Source organism: Streptomyces sp. NPDC058758 (assembly GCF_042746075.1).
GTDB lineage: Bacteria > Actinomycetota > Actinomycetes > Streptomycetales > Streptomycetaceae > Streptomyces.
Map to the genome: position 1 here is coordinate 15,192 of NZ_JBHYPS010000057.1, position 21,123 is coordinate 36,314.

20 protein-coding genes are annotated in these 21,123 nt (G+C 72.1%); 12 read left to right on the plus strand and 8 right to left on the minus strand.

All coding sequences use genetic code 11. The features are described 5' to 3' along the window. Positions 1–132: 132 nt before the first annotated feature. Entirely contained in the window at positions 133–2,094 is a 1,962-nt protein-coding gene (locus tag ACFW6A_RS36275) for an acyl-CoA dehydrogenase (RefSeq protein WP_386645966.1), read from the plus strand. An 80-nt stretch (positions 2,095–2,174) separates the two neighbouring features. Next, positions 2,175–3,158, plus strand: a complete 984-nt coding sequence (ppk2, locus tag ACFW6A_RS36280; RefSeq protein WP_351848482.1) for a polyphosphate kinase 2 — start codon at positions 2,175–2,177, stop codon at positions 3,156–3,158. 20 nt (positions 3,159–3,178) lie between these two features. On the opposite strand, the gene ACFW6A_RS36285 is transcribed toward ppk2, so the two are convergent. Beyond that, positions 3,179–3,949 carry a MerR family transcriptional regulator gene (locus tag ACFW6A_RS36285; protein ID WP_386645970.1) on the minus strand — a complete coding sequence of 257 codons (771 nt, stop codon included), beginning with the start codon at positions 3,947–3,949 and terminating at the stop codon, positions 3,179–3,181. Between the two features lie 347 nt (positions 3,950–4,296). Between ACFW6A_RS36285 and ACFW6A_RS36290 the strand changes: the two genes are divergently transcribed. Beyond that, entirely contained in the window at positions 4,297–5,526 is a 1,230-nt protein-coding gene (locus tag ACFW6A_RS36290; protein WP_386645973.1) for a serine hydrolase domain-containing protein, read from the plus strand. A gap of 671 nt (positions 5,527–6,197) precedes the next feature. On the opposite strand, the gene ACFW6A_RS36295 is transcribed toward ACFW6A_RS36290, so the two are convergent. Then, positions 6,198–6,470: a DUF6296 family protein gene (locus ACFW6A_RS36295; RefSeq protein WP_351848472.1), complete on the minus strand. Its 273-nt coding sequence runs from the start codon at positions 6,468–6,470 to the stop codon at positions 6,198–6,200. 214 nt (positions 6,471–6,684) lie between these two features. Between ACFW6A_RS36295 and ACFW6A_RS36300 the strand changes: the two genes are divergently transcribed. From ACFW6A_RS36300 to ACFW6A_RS36320, 5 genes are all read left to right on the plus strand, one after another. Further along, positions 6,685–7,263, plus strand: a complete 579-nt coding sequence (locus tag ACFW6A_RS36300) for an HPP family protein (protein ID WP_386645976.1) — start codon at positions 6,685–6,687, stop codon at positions 7,261–7,263. Between the two features lie 190 nt (positions 7,264–7,453). After that, positions 7,454–7,942 carry a GNAT family N-acetyltransferase gene (locus ACFW6A_RS36305; RefSeq protein ID WP_386645979.1) on the plus strand — a complete coding sequence of 163 codons (489 nt, stop codon included), beginning with the start codon at positions 7,454–7,456 and terminating at the stop codon, positions 7,940–7,942. A gap of 141 nt (positions 7,943–8,083) precedes the next feature. Next, complete coding sequence (locus ACFW6A_RS36310; RefSeq protein ID WP_386645982.1) at positions 8,084–10,393, plus strand: molybdopterin-dependent oxidoreductase; 2,310 nt, start codon at positions 8,084–8,086, stop codon at positions 10,391–10,393. A 69-nt stretch (positions 10,394–10,462) separates the two neighbouring features. Beyond that, positions 10,463–11,014: an EF-hand domain-containing protein gene (locus ACFW6A_RS36315; protein ID WP_351848459.1), complete on the plus strand. Its 552-nt coding sequence runs from the start codon at positions 10,463–10,465 to the stop codon at positions 11,012–11,014. A gap of 172 nt (positions 11,015–11,186) precedes the next feature. Beyond that, complete coding sequence (locus tag ACFW6A_RS36320) at positions 11,187–12,182, plus strand: DUF3592 domain-containing protein (RefSeq protein ID WP_386480942.1); 996 nt, start codon at positions 11,187–11,189, stop codon at positions 12,180–12,182. Positions 12,183–12,275: 93 nt separating this feature from the next. Here the strand turns inward: ACFW6A_RS36320 and ACFW6A_RS36325 are convergent, their stop codons facing one another. From ACFW6A_RS36325 to ACFW6A_RS36335, 3 genes are all read right to left on the minus strand, one after another. Then, the gene (locus tag ACFW6A_RS36325) at positions 12,276–13,073 is read right to left on the minus strand and encodes a hypothetical protein (RefSeq protein WP_386645985.1); all 798 of its coding nucleotides are present in this window, start codon (positions 13,071–13,073) and stop codon (positions 12,276–12,278) included. A 126-nt stretch (positions 13,074–13,199) separates the two neighbouring features. Beyond that, on the minus strand, positions 13,200–13,940 hold the full coding sequence (locus ACFW6A_RS36330; RefSeq protein ID WP_386645987.1) for a class I SAM-dependent DNA methyltransferase: 741 nt from the start codon (positions 13,938–13,940) through the stop codon (positions 13,200–13,202). Between the two features lie 114 nt (positions 13,941–14,054). Then, positions 14,055–15,305: an MFS transporter gene (locus ACFW6A_RS36335; RefSeq protein ID WP_386480948.1), complete on the minus strand. Its 1,251-nt coding sequence runs from the start codon at positions 15,303–15,305 to the stop codon at positions 14,055–14,057. A 646-nt stretch (positions 15,306–15,951) separates the two neighbouring features. Between ACFW6A_RS36335 and ACFW6A_RS36340 the strand changes: the two genes are divergently transcribed. The 3 genes from ACFW6A_RS36340 to ACFW6A_RS36350 all read left to right on the plus strand — a co-directional run bounded on the left by ACFW6A_RS36340 (position 15,952) and on the right by ACFW6A_RS36350 (position 18,016). Then, positions 15,952–16,767, plus strand: a complete 816-nt coding sequence (locus tag ACFW6A_RS36340; RefSeq protein ID WP_386645990.1) for a nucleotidyltransferase domain-containing protein — start codon at positions 15,952–15,954, stop codon at positions 16,765–16,767. Between the two features lie 188 nt (positions 16,768–16,955). Then, positions 16,956–17,618, plus strand: a complete 663-nt coding sequence (locus ACFW6A_RS36345) for a DUF6000 family protein (protein WP_351848444.1) — start codon at positions 16,956–16,958, stop codon at positions 17,616–17,618. Next, positions 17,615–18,016, plus strand: coding sequence for a DUF5958 family protein (locus tag ACFW6A_RS36350; protein ID WP_386645993.1), 402 nt, complete (start codon positions 17,615–17,617; stop codon positions 18,014–18,016). The genes ACFW6A_RS36345 and ACFW6A_RS36350 overlap by 4 nt, the downstream gene beginning before the upstream one ends. A 69-nt stretch (positions 18,017–18,085) precedes the next feature. On the opposite strand, the gene ACFW6A_RS36355 is transcribed toward ACFW6A_RS36350, so the two are convergent. Then, entirely contained in the window at positions 18,086–18,547 is a 462-nt protein-coding gene (locus tag ACFW6A_RS36355) for a hypothetical protein (protein ID WP_386645996.1), read from the minus strand. Positions 18,548–18,874: 327 nt separating this feature from the next. On the opposite strand from ACFW6A_RS36355, the gene ACFW6A_RS36360 reads away from it, so the two are divergent. Beyond that, on the plus strand, positions 18,875–19,138 hold the full coding sequence (locus tag ACFW6A_RS36360) for a hypothetical protein (protein ID WP_351848435.1): 264 nt from the start codon (positions 18,875–18,877) through the stop codon (positions 19,136–19,138). A 160-nt stretch (positions 19,139–19,298) separates the two neighbouring features. Here the strand turns inward: ACFW6A_RS36360 and ACFW6A_RS36365 are convergent, their stop codons facing one another. Both ACFW6A_RS36365 and ACFW6A_RS36370 read right to left on the minus strand, forming a co-directional pair. Then, entirely contained in the window at positions 19,299–19,607 is a 309-nt protein-coding gene (locus ACFW6A_RS36365; RefSeq protein ID WP_386480961.1) for a hypothetical protein, read from the minus strand. 161 nt (positions 19,608–19,768) lie between these two features. Continuing rightward, a complete protein-coding gene (locus ACFW6A_RS36370; RefSeq protein ID WP_386645999.1) occupies positions 19,769–21,037 on the minus strand; it encodes a hypothetical protein in 1,269 nt (422 codons plus the stop codon). Positions 21,038–21,123 lie beyond the last annotated feature (86 nt).

The window sequence follows — 21,123 nt, forward strand, 5'->3', positions numbered from 1 at the left end:
CCACGGCCCTTCGAACGGAGCGGGCCCTCACCCGTACGGTAGCGAAAACGGCGCCGCGAACAGGGAGCCCGCACCGCTCCCGCGCGTGAGCGCGTCCGGTATGACCCGGGCGCGGCGGGGTAACGGACGCCCATGGCATCCGACGACGCTTCCGCCGCCGCGAGCGGCTCCGTACGGCCCGAGATCGACGTCGAGGCCCTGGCGCGGCTCCTCGACGGGGAGTACGCCGGGGTCCGCGACCTCGTCCGGACCAATCTGGTCGCCCATTCCTCCGTCCTGGAGGACGCCGAGCGGCTCGACAGGGACGCGTTCCGCGAGCGGGTGCGGGACGTCGCCGTCGAGATGGCGGCGACCGGGCAGACCGGGATGGGCTTCCCGGCGGCGTACGGCGGCGGTGACGACATCGGCGCCTCGGTCGCGGCCTTCGAGACCCTCGCCTTCGGCGACCTGTCGGTGCTGGTCAAGGTGGGGGTGCAGTTCGGCCTGTTCGGCGGCGCGATCCTCCAGCTCGGCACCGCCCGCCACCACGACGCCTACCTGGCGGACCTGGTGGCCGGCCGGCTCCTGGGCTGCTTCGCGATGACCGAGACCGGACACGGCTCCCACGTGCAGGCGCTCGGCACGGTCGCCCGCTACGACGCCGCCGCCGGGGAGTTCGTGATCACGACCGAGGGCGACGCGGCCCGCAAGGACTACATCGGGAACGCCGCCCGCCACGCCGAACTCGCCGTCGTCTTCGCCCAGCTGGAGGTCGGCGGCGAGGCCCGGGGCGTGCACGCCCTGGTCGTGCCGCTGCGCTCCGGCGGCGAGGTCGTGGCGGGCGTGGAGATCGAGGACGACGGCCTCAAGATGGGGCTCAACGGCGTCGACAACGGCCGCATCCGCTTCCGCGGCGTCCGCGTCCCGCGCGAGGCGCTCCTCAACCGCTTCGCCGACGTCACGCCCGAGGGCGCGTACGTCAGCTCCATCGACGACCCCCACCGCCGCTTCTTCACCATGCTCGGCACGCTCGTGCAGGGCCGGGTCTGCGTCGGCGGCGCCGGAGTGGGCGTGGCGAAGGTCGCGCTCACCCTCGCCGTCAAGTACGCGGTGCGCAGGCGCCAGTTCGAGGCGTCGCCGGGCGCCGGGGAGCAGCTGCTGCTGGACTACGGGCTGCACCAGCGCCGGCTGCTGCCGCTGCTCGCCCGGACGTACGCCCTCCACTTCGCGCAGGACACCGTGCGCGGGCAGCTCCACGACGTGTTCTCCGGCCTCGACGACTCCCCGCGGGCGCGCCGGCGCCTGGAGTCGCGGGCCGCCGGCATGAAGGCGCTCGGCACCTGGCACGCCACGCGGACCGTGCAGGAGTGCCGCGAGGCGTGCGGCGGCGCCGGTTACCTGGCGGTGAACCGCTTCGCCGCCCTCAAGGCCGACAGCGACGTCTTCACCACCTTCGAGGGCGACAACCACGTCCTGCTGCAGCTCGTGGCGAAGGGCCTGCTCACCGACCACGCGGGCGAGTTCGAGGACCTGGACCAGCTCGGCGTGGTCCGTCACGTCGCCGGGCTCGCGGTCGAGACCGTCATCGAGAAGACCTCGGCCCACAAGCTCCTGGAGCGGGTCCGCGACCTGCTGCCCGGCGGCGACGCGTGGGACCGGGAGGCCGGGCTGCGGGACTCCGAGTACCAGCTGGCCATGCTGCGCTTCCGCGAGGAGCACATGCTCGGCGGCCTGGCCCGGCGGCTGAAGGCCGGCGTCGACCGGGGGCGCGATGCCGGGGCGGTGTTCTCCTCGGTGCAGGACCACGTGATCGCGCTCGCCCACGCGCACGTGGAACGGCTGGTGCTCGAATCGTTCGTCGACGCGTGCGCGGCCCTCCCCGAGGGCGGCGCCAAGGTCGCGCTGGGCCTGCTGTGCGACCTGCACGCCCTGTCGACGATCGAGGCGGACCGGGCCTGGTTCATGGAGCACGGCCGGCTGACGGTGCAGCGCTCCAAGGCGATCAGCCGGGAGGTGAACGGCCTGTGCCGCGAGGTCCGTCCGCTCGCCGTCGACCTGGTCGACGCCTGGGGCGTCCCTCCGAAGCTGCTGCGGGCACCGGACCTGCTGGGGTGAGGAGCGGGGCGGGCGGGGCCCGACGGCGCAGGCCCCGGACGGCGGCCATGGAGGAGCGGATCCGGGGGTAGGCGTGGGGTGTGGACGATCAGGAATCATCGCGGCCCGAGGCCGAGGACCTGCTGGCGGGGCTGAGCGTGGACGACCGGCGGCCGGAGCAGCCGGTCCTGCTGGACTCCGCCGGGAAGCCGATCCGCACGTGGCGGGAGAACTACCCGTACGCGCGCAAGCTGCGCCGTGCGGAGTACGAGCGGACCAAGCGCATCCTGCAGATCGAGCTGCTCAAGCTCCAGCGCTGGGTGAAGGAGACCGGCGCGCGGCTGGTGGTGATCTGCGAGGGCCGGGACGCTGCGGGCAAGGGCGGCACGATCCAGCGGTTCACCGAGCGGCTCAATCCGCGCGGGGCGCGGATCGTGGCCCTGGACAAGCCGACCGAGCGGGAGGCGGGGCAGTGGTACTTCCAGCGGTACGTCGCCCACCTGCCGGCGGCCGGCGAGATCGTCTTCTTCGACCGGTCCTGGTACAACCGGGCGGGCGTGGAGAAGGTGATGGGGTTCTGCACCCCCGAGCAGTACGCGCTGTTCCTGCGGCAGTGCCCCGAGTTCGAGGCGATGCTCGTGGAGGACGGGATCCTGCTGGTGAAGTTCTGGTTCTCGGTGTCCCGGGCCGAGCAGCGGACCCGTTTCGCGATCCGTCAGGTCGATCCGGTGCGGCAGTGGAAGCTGTCGCCCACCGACCTCGCCTCGCTGGACCTGTGGGACGCGTACACGAGCGCGAAGGTGGAGATGTTCCGGGCCACCGACACCGAGGCCGCGCCGTGGACGGTGGTCAAGAGCAACGACAAGCGGCGGGGGCGGCTGGAGGCCATGCGCAGCCTGCTGTGGCGCGTCGACTACGCCAGCAAGGACGAGGAGGCGGTGGGCCGCCCCGACCCCCTCGTGGTCGGCGCCGCCGACACCCTGCTGGAGGCCGGTGAGCAGCCCTCCGACCTCTCCCCCACTCCCCTGGCGGGCGCGCACCCCGGTCCCGGCCTGCACCCCGACCCGCCGGAGGACCGCGCCTGAACGCGCGCCTCCGGGGCCGGTCAGCGGTGGGGGACGTCGACGCCGGCGGCGTGCAGGTTCGCCTCGATCAGCTCGTTGAGGCGGGCGAGGGCGGGGGCCTCCCGGTGGTGGTTGACCAGGTCGTAGCGGGAGGCGGCGTCGGGCCGGGTGCGGAACTCCGGCGGGGCCTCCAGCAGGGCGGGGTCGGCCAGGAGCTTGGCGGCCCAGACGCGGGCCAGTTCGGGGATGCGGGGGTCGTCGGGGTCCCAGGAGGCCGCTTCGAGTCCGCGGCGGGTCAGGGCGACGGACTCCGGGTCGTCCAGGGAGCGTTCGAGCAGGGTCAGGAAGCGGTCGAAGATCTCCGGGACGCCGGCCCGGGCGAGGACGAGGGCTTCCCGCTGCCCGGCGACGTAGTCGGGGTCGAAGCCGAGGGCGGTGAGCCGCTCCAGGACGGCGCAGGCCCGGTCGGGCAGCAGGGCGCGGTCGCCGTGGTCGAGTCGGTGCAGCCGGTCGCGGCGGGCGGTCAGGGCCTCGATCTGGTCGGTGAGGCGGCGGTGGACGTCGTCGAGGGTGGCGGCGAAGCGTTCGGGGCCCGCGTCGAGGAGGCCGCCGATCTCGGCCAGCGGCACGCCGGCTTCGGCGAGGGTCCGCACGCGCAGCAGGCGGAACAGGTCGGCCGATCCGTAGCGGCGGTAGCCGGAGCCGTCGCGGTCCGGTTCCGCCACCAGGCCGAGCCGGTGGTAGTGCCGGACGGTCTTGATGGTGACGCCGATGAACCCGGCCGCCTGGCCGATCGTGAGTCCGCCTGCCATCGGATCGGTACCCCCTCCGTGTCGCCCGACCGCCGACGGCTCCGGCTCCCCGGGCGGGCCCTGGCCGCGGGCGCCGGTCTCCTCTCCCCCGCGTCCGGATGCCCGGACGCGCACGCACGCACGTTCGCACATTTACTCGCTCGCGCGTTCGCGCGTTCGGCCGTTCGCACGGCCGAGGGTAGCGCGCCTTCCCCTCATCGGCGTCGGCTTCGGCGTCGGCGGCCATCTCCGGGGCCGGGCTTGACCTTGACCCTGGGTCAAGGCCGCAGGCTCTTCGTACGGCCTCCGCACGGCGGCCGTACCGACCGGATCCGGGCCCCTCGCGGCCCCGAACGAAGGAGAGAGCCATGACGGCACGGAACGGCGACGGCTTCTCGGAGGCGGGACTGGGGCGGCTCCGCGAGGTGCTGGCCCGGCACGTCGAGTCGAAGAGGATCCCCGGGCTCGTCGCCCTGGTCGGCCGCGGCGGGCACACCCACGTCGAGGCGATGGGGACGATGCACCGCGACGGGGGGCCGCCCATGCGGCGGGACACCGTCTTCCGCATGGCGTCCGCCTCCAAGCCGGTGACGATGGCCGCGGCGATGGTCCTGCTCGACGAGTGCCGGCTGCGCCTGGACGACCCGGTCGACCCGTGGCTGCCCGAACTCGCCGACCGGCGCGTGCTGAAGCGACCCGACGGCCCCCTCGACGACACCGTGCCCGCACGGCGGCCGATCACCGTGCGGGACCTGCTGACCTCGACGTTCGGGCTGGGGACGGACTTCGAGCTGATGGACGCGCCGATCCGGAAAGCGCTCTTCGAGCGCACCGACTACAGCATCGTGTCCGGACCCGCGCCCGAACCGGACGAGTGGATGCGGCGGCTGGGCGAGCTCCCGCTGTCGTACCAGCCCGGCGAGCGCTGGCAGTACGACCTGAGCAACGAGGTCGTCGGCGTCCTGGTCTCCCGGGTGGCGGGCGTGCCGCTGGAGACGTTCCTGCGCGAGCGCGTCCTCGGCCCGCTGGGGATGCGGGACACGGGCTTCCACGTGCCCGAGGAGAAGATCGACCGGCTGCCGACGCTCTACGGGCCCGACCCGCGGACCGGGGAGTTCCTCGTCTGGGACGAGGCGGTGGGCGGCCGGTCCAGCCGTCCCCCGGCGTTCCAGGGCGCCGGCGGAGGACTCGTCTCCACGGTGGACGACTACCACGCCTACTTCCGCATGCTGCTCGCCGGCGGCACGCTGGGCGGCGAGCGGATCCTGTCCCGGACCGCCGTCGAGCTGATGACCACCAACCGCCTGACGCCCGTCCAGCTCGCCGCCCGGACCTCGATGTTCCGCGACATGGCCCACCTCGCGGCCGGCCAGGCGCAGCACGGCGGCTGGGGGTTCGGGATGGCGGTGCGCACCCAGCGCGTCGACTACGCGCCCCTCGGCCAGTTCGGCTGGGACGGCGGCACCGGCACCACCGCGTACGCCGACCCGGAGAACGGGCTCGTCGGGATCCTGCTCACCCAGGTCGGCATGTCCACGCCTGACTCGGCACGGCTCATCCACGACTTCTGGACCACGCTGTACCAGGCGATCGACTGAGCGGGCGGCTGACGGGGGCGACTGCCGGCGGACGGGGACCGTCCCGCACGAGGGGGGGCGTGCGGGACGGCCGCACCGCGGGCCGGCGGCGGGAGGGGAAAGCCGCCGACGAGCGGGCGAGCGCAGTCACTGCGCTCACCGGGCGTCTGCCCCCGCGCCCCGCCCGTACTCACCCCGGGGCGGAGAAACCGGGCGAAGGAAAAGGCGCGCGGGCACGGGCACCGGCACGGGTACGGGCACAGGCACTGGCGCGGGGACAGGCACGGGTGAGGATCCGTACACATCCGTCCACGCAGGGCGACGGCCCCGCACCGGAAAGGAGGGTGCGGGGCCGTCGTCTCGCGACCGGCGGCGGGGGGGGTGCCACCGGCTCGCGATCGAGTGCAGTCCCATGCGCTCACTCCGCGCGTACCCCCGCTTTCCCGGCTCACACTCCTCGATCCGACCGCCGGGCTCATCCGAGGAGAATTCCCGGCACGGCGTTCCGCAGAACGGCTTCGGGCCGCTCACCGCGGCCGGTGACCGGCTGGATCGACCCGACCGGCTCGGCGCAGGCCTCGCCGTGGTCGCCCGCAAGGGCACAGAGGAGTCCCTGCGCGGGCAGGTGGCGGAGTGCACTCGGCGGCGACCCGGCCGACTCGCGCAGCGGTCGGTCGGCGGTCAGGCGGCGGTCAGGCCGCAGAGGCGGAGGGACCGGCCGGATCTTCCGGATCGGGGTCGGCGAGGCGGCGGGCCAGGACGTGCTGGGCCGGATCCTGGTGGCCGCCCGAGGCGAGGACCCGTACCTCGTCCCGGTCGCTGATCTCCGCCCGGATGATGCCGGTGGGGTCGGCGTAGACCGGATGGCCGCCGGGTCCCTTGAAAGAGGTGCGCTCGACGATCGCGACGTCCTGGGCCGAACCCGTGTCGTCGGAGAACACCAGCTCGTATCGGACTGGGTTCATTCCACCCATCCTACGCCGAAGGCCCGGCCGCGCCCCGGCCTCGCCCCCGGCCGTCCGGCGGAGAACCCGCTGGTTAGAGTGGTGCGAGGCCGCGCCGCCGCACCAGGGTCGGGCGCGAGACCGGGCCTGCTGTCGACCACAGGGTCCGGGCGACCGACCGCCCCGCTCCGTCTCGTCCGGCCCACGGCCGCCTGCCCCGGAAACCCCGCATCACATGAGTACCGACATCGCCCCGCACCCCGACCCCGCCCCGGCCGTGACCGGCTCCGCCACCGGCCCGGGCGGGCGGCGCCCGCGCCTGGCCCGGATGGCGGGCCGCGCCCCCGCACGGCCGACGCCCGCGGCCGCCGCCCACAACGTCAGCGCCGCCACGGCGGCCCTCCTCGCGCTGGTCGCGATCGGCGCCGCCCTCCACGAGCCGGTGCTCATACCCCCGCTCGCCGCCAGCGCCGCACTGGTCCACTGCGCCCCCGCGCTGCCCCTGGCCCAGCCGCGGAGCGTGGTCGTCGGCCACCTCCTCGGCGCCGCCGCCGGATACGCGGTGGCCCTCGCGGCGAACGGCAGCGCGTGGGCCGCCGCCCTCGCCGCCGGTGCCGCCCTGGCCCTGACGACACTGGCCCGGACCCCGCACTCGCCCGCCTGCGCCACCGCCGTCGTCATCGTCCTCCAGGAACCCGCGCCGACCAGGTTCGTCCCCCTGCTGTTCGGCTCCAGCGTCCTGCTCGTCCTGACCGCGTACGCCGCCTCCCGCGTCCGACGCGCGGCACCGAAGTACCCCGCCTACTGGTGGTGAACCGCACGCCGCCCCCCTGTCGGCTTCCCGCCCTCCCGGAACCGATCGCACAGTGCCGGCAACTCGGGTACGACGTCGGGGAGACGGTGCCGGCGTCGCTGACGCCCTGGCGGTGACCCCTGGGGGCCGGGAAAACGGCTTTGCGCCCCGTGGGGTCGGCGGGGATGCTGGCTCGCCGGAGGTGCTGAAGATGGTGCATGTCCTGTTGGAGTTGTCGGCCCGTGATTTGACGCACGCGGACCTGGCGTCGTGCGGGTGGGCGGGGTCCGACCACCACCTGGCCGGGGTCGCCGCGCAGTTGGAACGCGTACGGACCGGCGAGGTCGACTATCTCGCGGTCTGCCCCGTGACGGACATCCCCGTGGCGAAAGGGGGCGTCGATTACCGGGTCAAGGAGGGGGTCGGCACGTTGTGGCAGCTGGCGGTCCATCCCGCCTTGCAGTCGTGCGGGATCGGCACCTTCCTCGTCGAAGCCGCGGAGCTGCGCATCAGGAACCGTGGCCTGCGGCAGGCCGAACTCGGCGTGGAGGAGAGCAACCCCCGGGCACGGGCCCTCTACGAGAGGCTGGGCTATGTCGCGTACGACCGCCGGCCGGACTCGTGGGACGAGCAGGCTCCCGATGGTTCGGTGCGCCGCTACGAGACGATGTGCACGCTGATGCGGAAGGAACTCACGTAGGCCGCAGCCGCTCGGCGGCGATCGTGTCCACCGGCGGGGTTGGGCGGGAGGCCGCGGGGGAAGCCTCCGTGCTGCGGACCGTCGACCGACCGTTGTCCGAGAACAGCGGAACCTTCGCTTCGGGGATGGAGTGGGTGCCCGGTGGAACGACGCATGCCGGTGGTGACGCACTGGGGCAGTTTCATCGCGGTGGTCGATTCCGGCCGGTTGCTGCGGATCGAGCCGAGGAGGGACGACCCCGCGCCGTCCTCCATCGGCCCCGGAATGGTGACGGCCGCCGAGGACGGCGCTCGCGTGCTGCGCCCCGCGGTGCGCAAGGGCTGGCTGGACGGCCTGCCGCGCGTCCACGACACGGCCAGGGGTACGGACGCCTTCGTGGAGGTGAGCTGGGACGACGCGATCACGCTGGTGAGCGACGAACTGCGGCGAGTCCGTTCACAGCACGGGGACAGCGCGGTGTTCGGAGGGTCCTACGGCTGGGCGAGCGCGGGGGCCTTCCACAACGCGCAGGCCCAGCTCCATCGGTTCCTGGCGTTGGGCGGGGGGTACACCGACTCCCGCAACACGTACAGCACCGCGGCCCTGGAGGTCGTCCTCCCTCATGTGATCGGCGGGCATCCGTGGAGCTACCAGTCCAGGATGCCGATGTGGGACGAGATCGCCGAGAACTGCCGGTTCGTGGTGGCGTTCGGAGGGCTGGCCCTCAAGAACAGCCAGGTCAACCCCGGCGGGCTGGCCAGGCACCAGACGCGTGACCTGCAGCGCCGGTGCCGTGAGGCCGGGGTGCGGTTCGTGAACGTCAGCCCCCTCCGCAGTGACACCGCCGGCTTCCTCGATGCGGAGTGGCTGCCCGTCGTCCCCAACACCGACACCGCCGCGATGCTCGGCATCGCCCATACGATGCTGGTCAACGGGTGGCACGACGAGGACTTCCTCCACCGGTGCTGCGTCGGGTTCGACCGCTTCGCCTCCTACCTGGTGGGCGAGTCCGACGGCGTGCCCAAGGACGCCGCCTGGGCGTCGGGGATCACGGGCATCAGCCGCGACGCGATCATCGACCTCGCCCGCCGTCTCACCGCCCAGCGGTCCCTCGTCATGGTCAACTACGCGGTGCAGCGGGCGGACCACGGCGAACAGCCGATCTGGATGTCCGTCGTGCTGGCCGCCATGTCGGGCTCGATGGGCCGGGCCGGCTGCGGCTGGGGCGCGGGCTACGCGACGATGGACGCGACCGGCGTCGCCCGGGGCCGTGCCCCCGTGGCGGGGTTCCCCACCGTCCCCAATCCCGTTCCGGACTTCATCCCCGTCGCGAGGATCGCCGACACCCTGGCGCATCCGGGCAGGACGATCGACTACGACGGCCGGCGTCTCACCCTGCCCGAGCTCCGCCTGATCTACTGGTGCGGAGGGAACCCGTTCCATCACCACCAGGATCTCCACCGGCTGACCCGCGCCTGGCAGATTCCCGACACGGTGGTGGTTCACGAAGCCTGGTGGAACACCACGGCCAAGTTCGCGGACATCGTCCTTCCCGTGGCCACCGGTCTGGAACGCGACGACTTCGCCGCAGGGTTCTCGGATCCCCACCTCATCGCGATGCCGAAGGTCCGCGAGCCGGCGGGCGAGTCGCGCACCGACCACCACGTCTTCACCGCCCTGGCCTCCCGGCTCGGATACGAGCGGGAGTTCACGGAGTCGCGCTCCGAGGCCGCATGGGTCCGCCACCTCTACGAGCGCACGAAGGCCGAACTCGGCGACGCCGCCGAACTGCCGGCCTTCGACGACTTCTGGCGGATTTCCGCCGCCGAACTGCCGCCGTCGACGGGGCCCTTCCCCGGAAGCTTCGAAGCGCTCCGCTCGGATCCCCGGCGGTTCCCCCTGCCGACCCCGTCGGGCCGGATCGAGATCTTCTCCTCGAGGATCGGCTCGTTCGGCTACGACGACTGCGCCGGGCATCCGATGTGGTTCGAACCGGCCGAGTGGCTGGGCGGCGACCTGGCGGACCGGTTCCCGTTGCACCTGATCTCGAACCAGCCCGCCACCCGCCTGCACAGCCAGTACGACAACGGTGGCCACAGCCGCGACGCGAAGGTCCACGGCCGTGAGCCCGTGACGATGAACCCGGCGGACGCCGCGGCACGCGGCATCGAGAACGGCATGATCGTGCGCGTCCACAACGACCGGGGCAGCTGCCTCGCGGGCGCGTTGCTGTCGGACGACCTCATGCCCGGTGTCGTGCAGCTGGCCACCGGCGCGTGGTGGGATCCCGTAAGCCCCGGGCAGAGCGGAACGCTGGACCGCCACGGCAATCCGAACGTCCTCACGGCCGATCGGCCGTGCTCGCGCCTGTCCCAGGGGCCGAGCGCCCTCAGCGCGCTGGTCGACGTCGAGCCCTACGACAGGCCCCTTCCCGACGTGCTGGCCTTCGCTCCACCCCCCTTCGAGCACTGACACGAACACTGGAAATCCGCCCGTATCACCATTTGCGCACGAGTGGCGGCATGAATACGGTGCGCAATCGTGACTGCACTTCAAAACCTCAAGTACGCCCAGTGGTTCAAGGGCGCCGACGTCGACGGCGACGGCTTCATCACGCAGGACGACGTCCGCATGATGAGCGAGCGCTACATTTCCGCGCGCGGGGCCGCGCCGGACTCCGCGTCCGCCCGCCTGCTCACCGAAGGGATGGACGGGTTCTGGAGGAACGTGATCGCCCCGATGGACCAGGACGGCGACGGAAGGGTCGACCTGCGGGAGATGACCGAAGGGTTCCGGCGGGTCCTGACCGACCCCGCCCTGTACCCGCAGCAGGTCGAGCAGGTCACCGACTGCTTCTTCGACCTCGTCGACCTCAACGGGGACGGCACGATCGACCAGGCGGAGTTCCGGCAGATGTTCGACGCGGTCGCCGGCGTTCCCGGCGACGACTGCGCGATGGTCTTCGCCGCCTTGGACCGGGACGGATCCGGCGCGCTGGACCGCGCCGAATTCCACCAGGCGCTCAAGGAGTTCTTCTACGGCGACGACCCCGGCGCCCCCGCCAACCACCTGTTCGGCAGGGTCGCCGTCTGAGCCGTTCTCCCGGAGCCCTCGGTCCGGCGCGGGCGCCCCGGGCGCGGCGGGAGGAGGAGCAGGCCCCCGAGGGGCCTGCTCCTCCTCCGCACACCGCCCGGCTCACCCCGGCTCGCCCGGCTGCGATACTCGCGCGTCACCGCGTTCGTCGTACGTCACCGGGGGAGAGAGCGTGTCGGCATGGTTCGTCCGCATAGCAGGGGTGTTCGTCTACGTGACGGCGGCGGTCCTCGCCGTGTGGACGACCGGGCTTCCGGCAGGTGTCCCCCTCCCCGTCCCGGGGCTGGTCCCGCTGGCCTGGGTTCTGGTCGGTCTGGTCTGGCTGCGTGTGCTCGCGCTCCTGCTCTGGTGGGCCGACGACCACTACGGCTGGTTCCCGCGGCGCGGCGACGACGGGACGCCGGCGAGGCCGTCGGCGGTCTCACTGGAGAAGGGCCCTGCTCGCCCTCGCCGGGAACGGCCCGGCTTGTTCCGGCGCCTGGCCTCGTACGCGTACGACGGCGTGCCGTGGGTGTTCCTGCGCCAGTCCCTCGTCTGGCTGCTGGTCGTGCTCGCCGTGGTGGCGCTGAGCGTCCTCGGCAGGGCCCACACCTCCCAGCACGTCCGCTCCCTCCTGCGGGCGGGAGCGGTGCACGCCACGGCCACGGTGGTGGAGGCGGAGAAGGTGCGCGAGCGGCGCGACGACGAGGACGCGATCACGGGTTACCACTCCACCCTGGTCCTGGCCGCGCGGGGGGACGGGCGCGTGCGGGTGGAAGGCGCCTTCACCGGCGGGAGGCCGGAGCCCGGAAGCCGGGTCGAGGTCCTCTGGGCCCCCTCCGCGCCCGAGCTGGGCGGCCTGGTCGAGGAGGGCAGGGACATGGAGCGCTACCTGGACCGCGACTGGGGGCTCACCCTCTCCGGTACGGCCTTCGCGCTGCTGCCGCTGCTCCTCGTGCTGACGTGCATGCTTCCCACGGCGATCGCCGCGGAGGCGGACTGCCTCCAGGAGCAGGCGTGGTCGCCACTCGCCCAGACCGTCCACGCCACGGCGGTGACCGGCTTCGTCCTGCTCGCCCTGCCCTACCTCTCCGGGACGTTCACCGGCGGTGGCGCGCCCCTGTTCGTGGCCGGCGCCGGCCTCCTCGCCCTCTACGTGGCCATGCCCGTCCGTGCGATCATGGCCTGAGCCTCCGGTGCCAGCACCGGCAGGGCTCGTCGTACGGAGCGGTCGGCTTCCCTGCCGCCGGGAGGCGGAGCGGAAGCCTGCCTCACCCGGAAGTCAGGCCGCCGGATCCCAGACGGCGTCGAACAGGGCGAGTTCGAGCAGATCGGGGCTCGCCTCAGGCCACCCGATGCCGGCGGAGGCGAGCTGACCGGCGGCGGCTTCCGCCCAGCGCAGGTACACCCCGTAGCGGTGGGGCGTCCAGCCGCCGTCCGACCAGGTCCAGGCGGCTGCGTCCGGCGCCGCTGCCAGTCCGCTCTCCAGCCCGACCCGGGTGGCGTGCGCGCGGACGACACGCGCGACCCTCTGATCGAGGACGAGCGCACGAGGGGCGGCGGGGTCGTCCCTCGCCAGGTCGAGGAAGTAGAGGAACTTGGTGAAGAACGCCGGCCCCAGCCCTCTCAGCCTCTTGTACAGCACGCGGTACGCCGCGACCGCTCCCTCCTCCCGGAGGGCCGAGCCGGACGCGGCCAGCACGTCGGCGGCACCCGGCTCGGCCAGGATCTCCTGGAGGCGGTGCGGGCCGTAGCCGGTTCGGCCCTGCCCCCACACGTACGAGGCGACGAGAGCCTCGCACCAGCGGGAGCGCTCCACCGCCTCCCGTACGGCCGCCGCCGCCTGAGCACGGGTGACCGTCGCGGCCCCTGCGTGCGACCGTTCGGCGAACGGGCCCGGCCACGGCTCGACGCCCGACCAGCGCGCGGGTACGTACTCCACGGCATGAGCGCCCGCGCCGGTGGCGTACCGAGCCCCGCCCCCGGCCAACCACGCGCCCATGGCACGCACCGCGGTCGCCGGCAGCGGCCGCTTCAGCAGCTCGGCGTCCAGCGCGTCCGCGTCTTCCTGTCGCCCCACTCTCGCCCCCAAGGAGAGAAGTCCTCCGTCATCATGCACGGGACGGCCCTCCTGCGACGCACGGTCTTCGGACGGGGGTGGGGTTCCGGTCAGGCGCGGCCCGTGTCGACGGTCCGGTGGGTGGCCTCAGACCGGTTTGCGCCACACGGAGACGTGCTTCACGGAGTCCTGGGTGAACGGGGAACCGTCCCAGTCCGCGACGCGGCGTTCCAGCTCGAGTCCGGCGATCCGTGCCATCAGGTCGAGTTCCGCGGGCCAGGCGTACCGGTGACGGGAGTTGCCGCGGCGGTAGCGGCCGTCGTCGCCGTCGCGGGTGAAGTGGTGCGAGACGAGCATCTGCTCGACCAGGTCGAAGGTGTCGAAGCCGAGATGCCGCTCGGAGACGTCGAACGGCACGGCGACCTGACCGGGCGGCAGCGACCGCAGCGGCGGCACGAGCAGCTCGATGACGAACCGGCCGCCGGGCTCCAGATGCCGCGCGGCGTTGCGGAAGCACTCGACCTGCTCGTCCTGGGTGAGCAGGTTCGTGATGGTGTTGTAGACGAGGTAGACCAGGGTGAACCCGCCGGGGACGACGGTGGTGGCCATGTCCCCGATGACCACCGGAAGGGTGTCCTCGTCGACCTTGCGCCGCAGCACCGCCGCCATGTGCTCGGACAGTTCGATGCCCGCTACCGGCACGCCGCGTTCCCGGAGCGGGATTCCCACGCGTCCGGTTCCGATGGCGAACTCCAGCGCCCGGCCGTCTCCGGCGAGTTCGGCGAGGAAGGCGAGAGCGGGTCCGAGGGCGGCGGCCGAGGAGGATTCGGCCTCCTCGGCGTCGTAGCGCTCGGCGGTCGCACGGCTCCACAGTTCGCTGCTCGTCATGGGCGGCCACTCTGCCGGGCGCCGAAGGGCCCTGTCGACGCATTTACGTTCTCCGCCGCGGGCGGCCGCGGCTCAAGGCCTCCAGCGGCAGGCTCTTCGATCCCTCAGGCGCCCTCAGGGATCCTCAGGGGTCCTCGGGCGCCCTGAGGTGTCCTTGAGCGGGGCGACTCCGCCCGTTCCCGGCATCCGCTTCCTCCGCCACGCCGCGGTACCGCCCACGAGGATGACGAACTGGCCCGCCGCAGCGGTCCAGAACAGGAAGCGTGGGCCCTGGGAGGCGATCAGGACACCGCCGATGGCCAGCCCCAGCGGCTCCACGCCGAACGACAGCGTCCGGAAGGCGCTGTTGACGCGGCCCTGGAGGTGGTCCGGTGTGGCCGACAGCCGGTAGGTCACCAGGGACACCGCGAAGATCGGCCACAGCAGGTTCGTGAGCAGGACGCCGGCGGCGAGGAGGACGAGCGACGGTGCGGTGGCCATCACGGCCGCCGCGACGGTCCACACGGCGACGGAGCCGAGCGCGAGGGTGCGCAGGCCGATGCGCTCGCGCAGCCATGAGGCGGCGAACGCGCTCCCCACCGAGCCGAGGCCCACCGCGGCGAGGACGAGGCCGATCAGACCGGCGTTGACGCCGAGGTCCTCGGTGGCCAGCACGAGGGTGGCCAGGTGGAGCGGCGCCTGAAGGAAGTTGACCAGGGTGACCATCACCACGAGCAGGCGCAGCAGGCGCTGCCGCCGGAGGAACGCCATCCCCTCCTTGAGGTCGGCCGTCACGGAGCGCCGTTCGCCGGCCGGCCGCTGTTCCTGGAACGACGTGCGCACGAGGAGCAGCGAGGCTCCCGAGAGCAGGTAGGTGACGGCGTCGACGGCGTAGCTGTAGACGGCGCCGAGCGTGGAGTTCCTGGCGAGGCCGATCAGGGCGCCGGAGAGGGCGGACCCGCCGACACCGGCCGCCGAGTCGGCCACCTCGTTGAGGGCGTTGGCAGAGGCCAGCTGCTCCTCGGGGACCAGCTTCGGCAGGGCGGAGAGGTGGGAGACGGCCGAGAAGACGTGTCCGACGCCCTCCAGGAAGGCCACCACGGCCAGGTGCGTGACCGTCAGGACGCCGAAGGCGTAGGCGACCGGGATCGTCGCCAGCGCGGCGAACCGGCCGAGGTCGGCGACGAGCATGACGCGGCGGCGGTCCCAGCGGTCGACGAACACACCGGCCAGGAGGGTCAGCAGCAGGTAGGGGGCGAGCCGGGCCGCCCCCACGAGGCCGGCCACGGCAGGGGATCCGGACAGGCCGAGCGCGAGGACCGGCACGGCCAGGTTGGACAGCGCCGTACCCACCGACGAGACGGCGAACCCGCCCCAGACGATCATGAAGTCACGGTTCGCCGGCAACCCGCGCCAACGCCGCCGGCGACTCGCGGTCGGCACCGGCTCCTGCGCCTGTGCCTGTGTGGGGTTCCGCGTCGGGGTCCGTCTCGGTTCCGCCATCGAGGTGATGCCCTCAGTCGCCCTGCTCGAACAAGGCGCAGTGGAACAAACCGACATAGCGACGACCAGCGTGTTCTCGCGGCTCCCATGGCATGTCGGCAGGCTGTCACAGTCACCGCACTGGAGGCACGCGGATATCCCGGCCCCCTCACCCGGGTGGAACCCGGCCGTCGCGGGGGCACGGCACCCGCACCTGCGACCGCGGCCCCGCTGGACCGCCCGGCCCCGAAGACCAGTGGCCACTGATCAAGTTCACCGAGATCGTCGCCTCCCCGCTGAAAGCAAGCCATCACGGCGTGTTCAGGAGGTGCCGCCGGCAAGCCGAAGAGCGCGTCCTGCATGACGGCACCCACCCGCCGAGGCCCGATGGCCGCCCCAGCCGTCAACGCCTGCACGCCGTTTGCCGGCCCTACGCACCTCATGCATTTCGCCGAGCTTCTCCGCACTTCACCCCGACGGGCGGGCTTGAGGGCGGAGGGTGCTGAGAATGTGGTCGCGGAGAGTGATCCGGTTCTGCAGACTCTGGGCTGTGGATCGTTTGGTGGAGATTGCGGATCGGTTGATCGACATCGGCGGAGTGGTCGGTGTGTGTCTGGGCGGCAGCCGAGCGAGCGGAACCCACCAACCCGACTCCGATTTCGATCTGGGTCTGTACTACCGGCCGCCGCTGGACACCGGTGCCTTGCGTCTCCTCGCGTCCGAGCTGACTGGCGATTCGGTCGACGTGACGGAACCGGGCGGCTGGGGGCCGTGGGTGGACGGTGGAGCATGGCTGACCGTCGACGGCTGCCGCGTCGACTGGATCTACCGCGATCTGGACCGCGTTCACCGGATCTGGGAAGAGTGCCGGGCGGGGAACTTCGAAGTAGGCGTTCAGGCTGGTCACCCGCTTGGGGTGTACTCCCATGCCTATGTCGGCGAGGTGGCCGTCGGACGCGTTCTCGTTGATCCCCACGGCGAGCTGCGGGCCCTGCAACAGAAGACTCGCCGTTATCCGGAGCCGTTGCGCGAGGCGCTGATCGCCCACGCGCAGTGGGAGGCTCCCTTCACCCTGGCCAACGCCCGCAAGGGAGCGGCTCGCGGAGACGCCTTCTACGTCGCCGGCTGCCTCTTCCGCGCCGTGGGACTTCTCGTGCAGGGCCTGCATGCTCACGCGGGTCGCTGGGTGTTGAACGAAAAGGGAGCTGTTCAGGCTGCCGGGCAACTCCCGGCTGCTCCTGCGGACTTCGCGGCGCGGGCTCACGGGTTGTTCGCCAGGCCCAGCGTGAACCCGGACGTTCTGTCCACCGTGCTCGATGACGCTGACGCGCTGGCTGCCGAGGTATGCAGGCGGCTCGCTTCCTGAAGAAAGCCATGGAAATGTAGTCGACCAGCCGGTCATGGTCGAGCACGACCGCCTGGTGAGGGGGCCCTTCTCCCTCTCCGGGAGGCGGGGCAGCACCTTGGGATAGACCTGGAGCACCGAGCAGCGGATACAGGTTTCTCTGAACCAGTGACCCCGGTCCGCTGAGGCAGTCGGCAAACCTGTGGAACGTGAGTACCGTCCCGGGCCAGGATGCGGCTATGCGTGATGTTCGGAGCGATCCCGAGTTGCAGGATCTGGTTCGGCGGTTCGTCACGCCTGATCGGCGATACCTTCGGTTGGGCGGGAGCGTTTTCCGGTTGAGCCCGGTCGAGCGCTCCGCGTTTGTGCGGGATCTGGCTCAGGCTGCGTACGAAATCACTCCGGCGGAACTCGGCGTCCTCTTCGAGGGTGGGTGGCGCGAGCGCAAGACTGCCGCCTGGCTGGTCGCCGTGGCCCACAGGTCCGAGTTCCACGAGCTCATGGGCCGGCTCCTGCTGGCCAGCGAGGGGCCGTATGCGGGCGCGGCGTACTGCGTCGCCCTTGCGACGTTCGGTACTGCAGCGGATGCCGAACTGCTCAGCGCATACCTTGATCACTACTTGTCGCGTCCCGACCTCGACTACGACCAGGCAGTCGTCCTCGGGACGCTTCTGTACCTCGATGAGATCCTCGGCTCCGCGTACACGACACGGTTCCTTGCTCCGGCCGGTCCCTGGGACCGATGGCTCGAAGTCCGGGCCGTGCCGGCTCTCGACCCGCATGACTGTCGGCGGGCCGTGCGGCAACTGTGCGCTTTCGTCGACGAGACCGCTGAGGTCTTCGCCTCGCTGACCTGTGGGAGCCGATCATGACCGAGCGGGACATCATCCTCAACGAACTCGCCCAAGGACTGCGCCCGATGTCACAGGGCATCGAGTGGTTCGACACCCACAGCCCGGAGGAGCAGGCCGGGATACTCCTGTTCCTGAGCCACCACTGCGTGCAGGCGCGCGCCGTCACCGAAGACGGACCGGAGAGCATCCGACGTGCCGGGCTGCGCCCGACGCACACCCCGGCGGTCTTGATCACCTGTGGCCCGATCGACCAGCAATTGGGGAAGATCGCCGGCCTCACCCCTGTCGACGAACGGCGCAAGGCGTTCCGGCTACTGGTCGAGGTCCTCGCGGTCGCAGACGAACGGCGCCGCGAACGCTTCTGCTCCGGCGGATGCGGTCACTGGTGGCACAACCTGCCCGTCGCCGACGGGTGAGGACGAGTACCCCGCCGCCGGCCGCCGCCCCTGGTCTTCATGTGCGGCAAGACGGACCGACGGCGGTGTTCATGCGCGCGTGTCGTCGTCGGCGGAGCCGATCACCGCGCTCAGGGCCTGCAAGGCGTCATCGTATCGGTGGCGGTCGAACTGGAACGGACCGAATGCCGCGTAGTCGCGGGTCTTGCGGTGGGGTTGCTCGAAGGCGTCCCAGGTGACGAGGTCCGCTGTCGCGGTGATGCGGGCCATGAGCGGCCAGCACCCCCACTCACCGCATTCACAACCGAGGACGGGGGTCTTCGGCCCCATCGCGCTAGTGGACAGTCCGAGGAAGTGGTCCCGCATCGGGCCGAACCGGAAGAACTCCGGAATCAGACCGCCGTAGGCATCACCCGCAGGCTGCATCCCGGCCGCGATCTCGTACGCATCGATCAGCTCGGTGAGTGGTGCTCCGTCGATGTGAGGGACGACCACGAGCGGCCCCCCGTCGCCACGATGCTGGCAATCGAACCGGATCTCCATGCTGGTCATCCCGCGATTGTCTCAGCGACCCTGCTCCCTCCTTCTGCGTGGGGTGAGCCGGGACCTTGCGCGACGTGCCGAGGTTGATCGCCACGCTGCCGGGCGCGGAGTCGATCCGGTCGATCCGGTCGAGGAGGTTGTCGCGGATCTCCACCCGGCGGCCGCTCTGGGCGGGGTCGGGGCGCAGGAGGGAGCAGCGGACAGAGTCAGGAGCGCCCGTGCTCGCGGTTGAGCCCGTGACCGTGACCGTGATCAAAGCTTCCACCTGCCGGGCGTCCATGGAGAGCATCCTCGACGATCGAAAGCGATCTCGGCCGTAGGCGCCATACTCGTCGCGTGCGCATAGACGGACATGCTCAGGTGGCCCTTCGGTGCGGTGTCTGGGTCGGTGCGGCTCTCACCGCGCCCCTGCTGCTGGTGGCCGGCGGTCCGGCGTACGAGCGCCTGATGCGGCACCTGTGCCGCGACGAGGGTCCGGGGCTCCTGTCGAAGGAAGAGGGCTGGGTGCACCCGGGGTACTGGGTCGTGACCAACGGCCTGGTCCGGGCCCTGACCTGGCCGACCCGGCGTGACGGGCTGCTGCGGAGGGCGGGGTGCTGAACCCGGCGGAGGCCGGCACGGAAGACCTGCGTGCTCCCTCACCGGACCGCACGAAGGCATGGGGCAGGCGCTGCGCGTGGCGGAGAGCCGCGGCCGCCGCCTTCCGCAGGTGCCGATTCCCGCCAGCAGCCTGAAGGCTGCCGCTCTGAAAGGGCGGCCCTCAGATCCGTCCCCGGACGAGCCGGGTCCGGTGCCCGAGCACCCGTCCCAGCTCGGCGACGAACTCCGGCAGCAGTGCGGGCCCCCGCCAGAACTCGAACCCCAGGTACGCGAAGGCGAGCCCGTCCCCGTCCCACTCCCACGCGGCCAGCGGTACCGTGTGCCCGCAAGCCGGACACGGCACCTCGCCCCTGCCGGTGTTCCACCACGCGTCCATGACCGGCGAGAACGCCTCGCGGTGTCCGTCCTCGTACGTCGCCGCGCAGTGCGGACAGACCGGCGGCCCGTCCTGCTGCGGCGAGAAGAACACCGTCCGCCCCGTGACGACGGTCAGGCCCTCGCTCCCTCCCGCTTCCCGCGCACGACGCGTCCCGTACGTGCGCGCCTCGCCGGTCTCGCCCGTCTCTCCGGTCTCGCCCGTCTCGCCGGTGAAGGCGCTGTTCGCCGTGGCGGAGGGCGGCCGCGTGCGAGTCAGGTCACGGACGCGCTCCAGCCGTCTCGGGCCGCAGCGAGCAGGGCGCCCCGGTGCAGGTCGAAACCGCAGGCGGCGGTGGGCTTCCCCACCTGGACGAACGGGCCGGCCCCTCGGAACGCGTCGGTGGAGAGGCGGAAGGAATCCGGCTCGGCGCAACTGACCGTGCGCAGTCGCCAAGGCCCCGATGAGTCCTCGTGGGTGCGGGGCGGCAGGGCGAGTTGGAGCTGCGCGGTGGCCGGACGCTCTTTCTGGTGGTCCGTGTGCGCCGCCGTCCAGGCGGCCATGACGAGGGCGGCCTGCGAAGGGACGTCGGATGCGGGCGAACCGTCGGCGAGGGGAAGAGGTGTTCGTTCGGGAGTGGACGGTGGCGCGACGATGTCCGAGCAGCCCGCTTCTTCCCCGAGGACGGTGGAGAACCAGCGGCTCAGGTCCGGGCCGCCCCGGTCGGCCCAGGTGCGGATCACGTCGCGGAACGCCGCCTCACGGCGACGACCGCCTCGTTGTGACCCGGCGGCCAGGATCGCTCCGCCCGCTCCCGAGAAGGCTCCGCACAGCTTCAGGACAGGAACCCGATCGGCGCGGACCGCGTAACGCACCGAGCGGAGCTCCCACATGGCGTGGCGCAGCAGCGCGGCAGCGGCGCGCGCACCGGGTCCGAGTTCTCCGCCCGGCGGCCGGAGCCGACGGATCGCCCCACTGTCACGGGGCGGGGTGACCGCGTCCGCGCGTCGGCCGGCGGCCGACAGGTGCCAGGAACGGTCGTCCAGGTGGTACTCGCCGCCGGCGGCGCGGAGCCGGCCACTCGGCCCCAGGGAAATCCCGACCTCCCGCGCTCCGGCGTCCAAGGTCACTCCCCGCGCATCGGAAAGGTCGAAGGCGACGTCGGTGACGTCGTCCAGCCACATGTTGAGCAGCGCGGGCGGCGCCGGCCCGTCGACAGCGAACGTGCGGTCGGCGACCAGCTGGAGGAAGGCGGTCAGGCGGTCGCCCGCACGCTCCACCTGCAGGTGGCGGACGGAAGCCGACGCCAGGACGTAGTCGGGGAGCAGCTCCTCCACGCTCTGGCGCGTGAGCCGGGGCTGCGGGGCCATGACGTGTCCGAGGTAGTCGCGGCCCGGCGTGTCCGGTTCGGCCGGCGGGAGGTGTGCTTCCACGTCGCATCCGGCGATCGCGGCCTGCTCGGTCATCCAGCCGCGGCGCCGCTCGCCGAAGCCGGCCATCCACTCCAGTACGGCCGTCGCCCGCCGCTCCCGCTTACTGATCATTTCAGAATGAGTTTGGTTCGGGGGCTTGGCAGTTGGGCTGGTGGGCGGCAGAGTTCTGCAGGTGTCGGATGATCTTGTGCCTGATG

What these genes read in the sequence shown, in the direction of transcription:
- ACFW6A_RS36275 (WP_386645966.1), top strand. Translation starts at nt 133, where the DNA reads ATGGCATCCGACGACGCTTCCGCCGCCGCGAGCGGCTCCGTACGGCCC.
- ACFW6A_RS36285 (WP_386645970.1), bottom strand. Translation starts at nt 3,949, where the DNA reads ATGGCAGGCGGACTCACGATCGGCCAGGCGGCCGGGTTCATCGGCGTC.
- ACFW6A_RS36290 (WP_386645973.1), top strand. Translation starts at nt 4,297, where the DNA reads ATGACGGCACGGAACGGCGACGGCTTCTCGGAGGCGGGACTGGGGCGG.
- ACFW6A_RS36295 (WP_351848472.1), bottom strand. Translation starts at nt 6,470, where the DNA reads ATGAACCCAGTCCGATACGAGCTGGTGTTCTCCGACGACACGGGTTCG.
- ACFW6A_RS36300 (WP_386645976.1), top strand. Translation starts at nt 6,685, where the DNA reads ATGAGTACCGACATCGCCCCGCACCCCGACCCCGCCCCGGCCGTGACC.
- ACFW6A_RS36305 (WP_386645979.1), top strand. Translation starts at nt 7,454, where the DNA reads ATGGTGCATGTCCTGTTGGAGTTGTCGGCCCGTGATTTGACGCACGCG.
- ACFW6A_RS36330 (WP_386645987.1), bottom strand. Translation starts at nt 13,940, where the DNA reads ATGACGAGCAGCGAACTGTGGAGCCGTGCGACCGCCGAGCGCTACGAC.
- ACFW6A_RS36335 (WP_386480948.1), bottom strand. Translation starts at nt 15,305, where the DNA reads ATGATCGTCTGGGGCGGGTTCGCCGTCTCGTCGGTGGGTACGGCGCTG.
- ACFW6A_RS36350 (WP_386645993.1), top strand. Translation starts at nt 17,615, where the DNA reads ATGACCGAGCGGGACATCATCCTCAACGAACTCGCCCAAGGACTGCGC.
- ACFW6A_RS36355 (WP_386645996.1), bottom strand. Translation starts at nt 18,547, where the DNA reads ATGACCAGCATGGAGATCCGGTTCGATTGCCAGCATCGTGGCGACGGG.
- ACFW6A_RS36370 (WP_386645999.1), bottom strand. Translation starts at nt 21,037, where the DNA reads ATGATCAGTAAGCGGGAGCGGCGGGCGACGGCCGTACTGGAGTGGATG.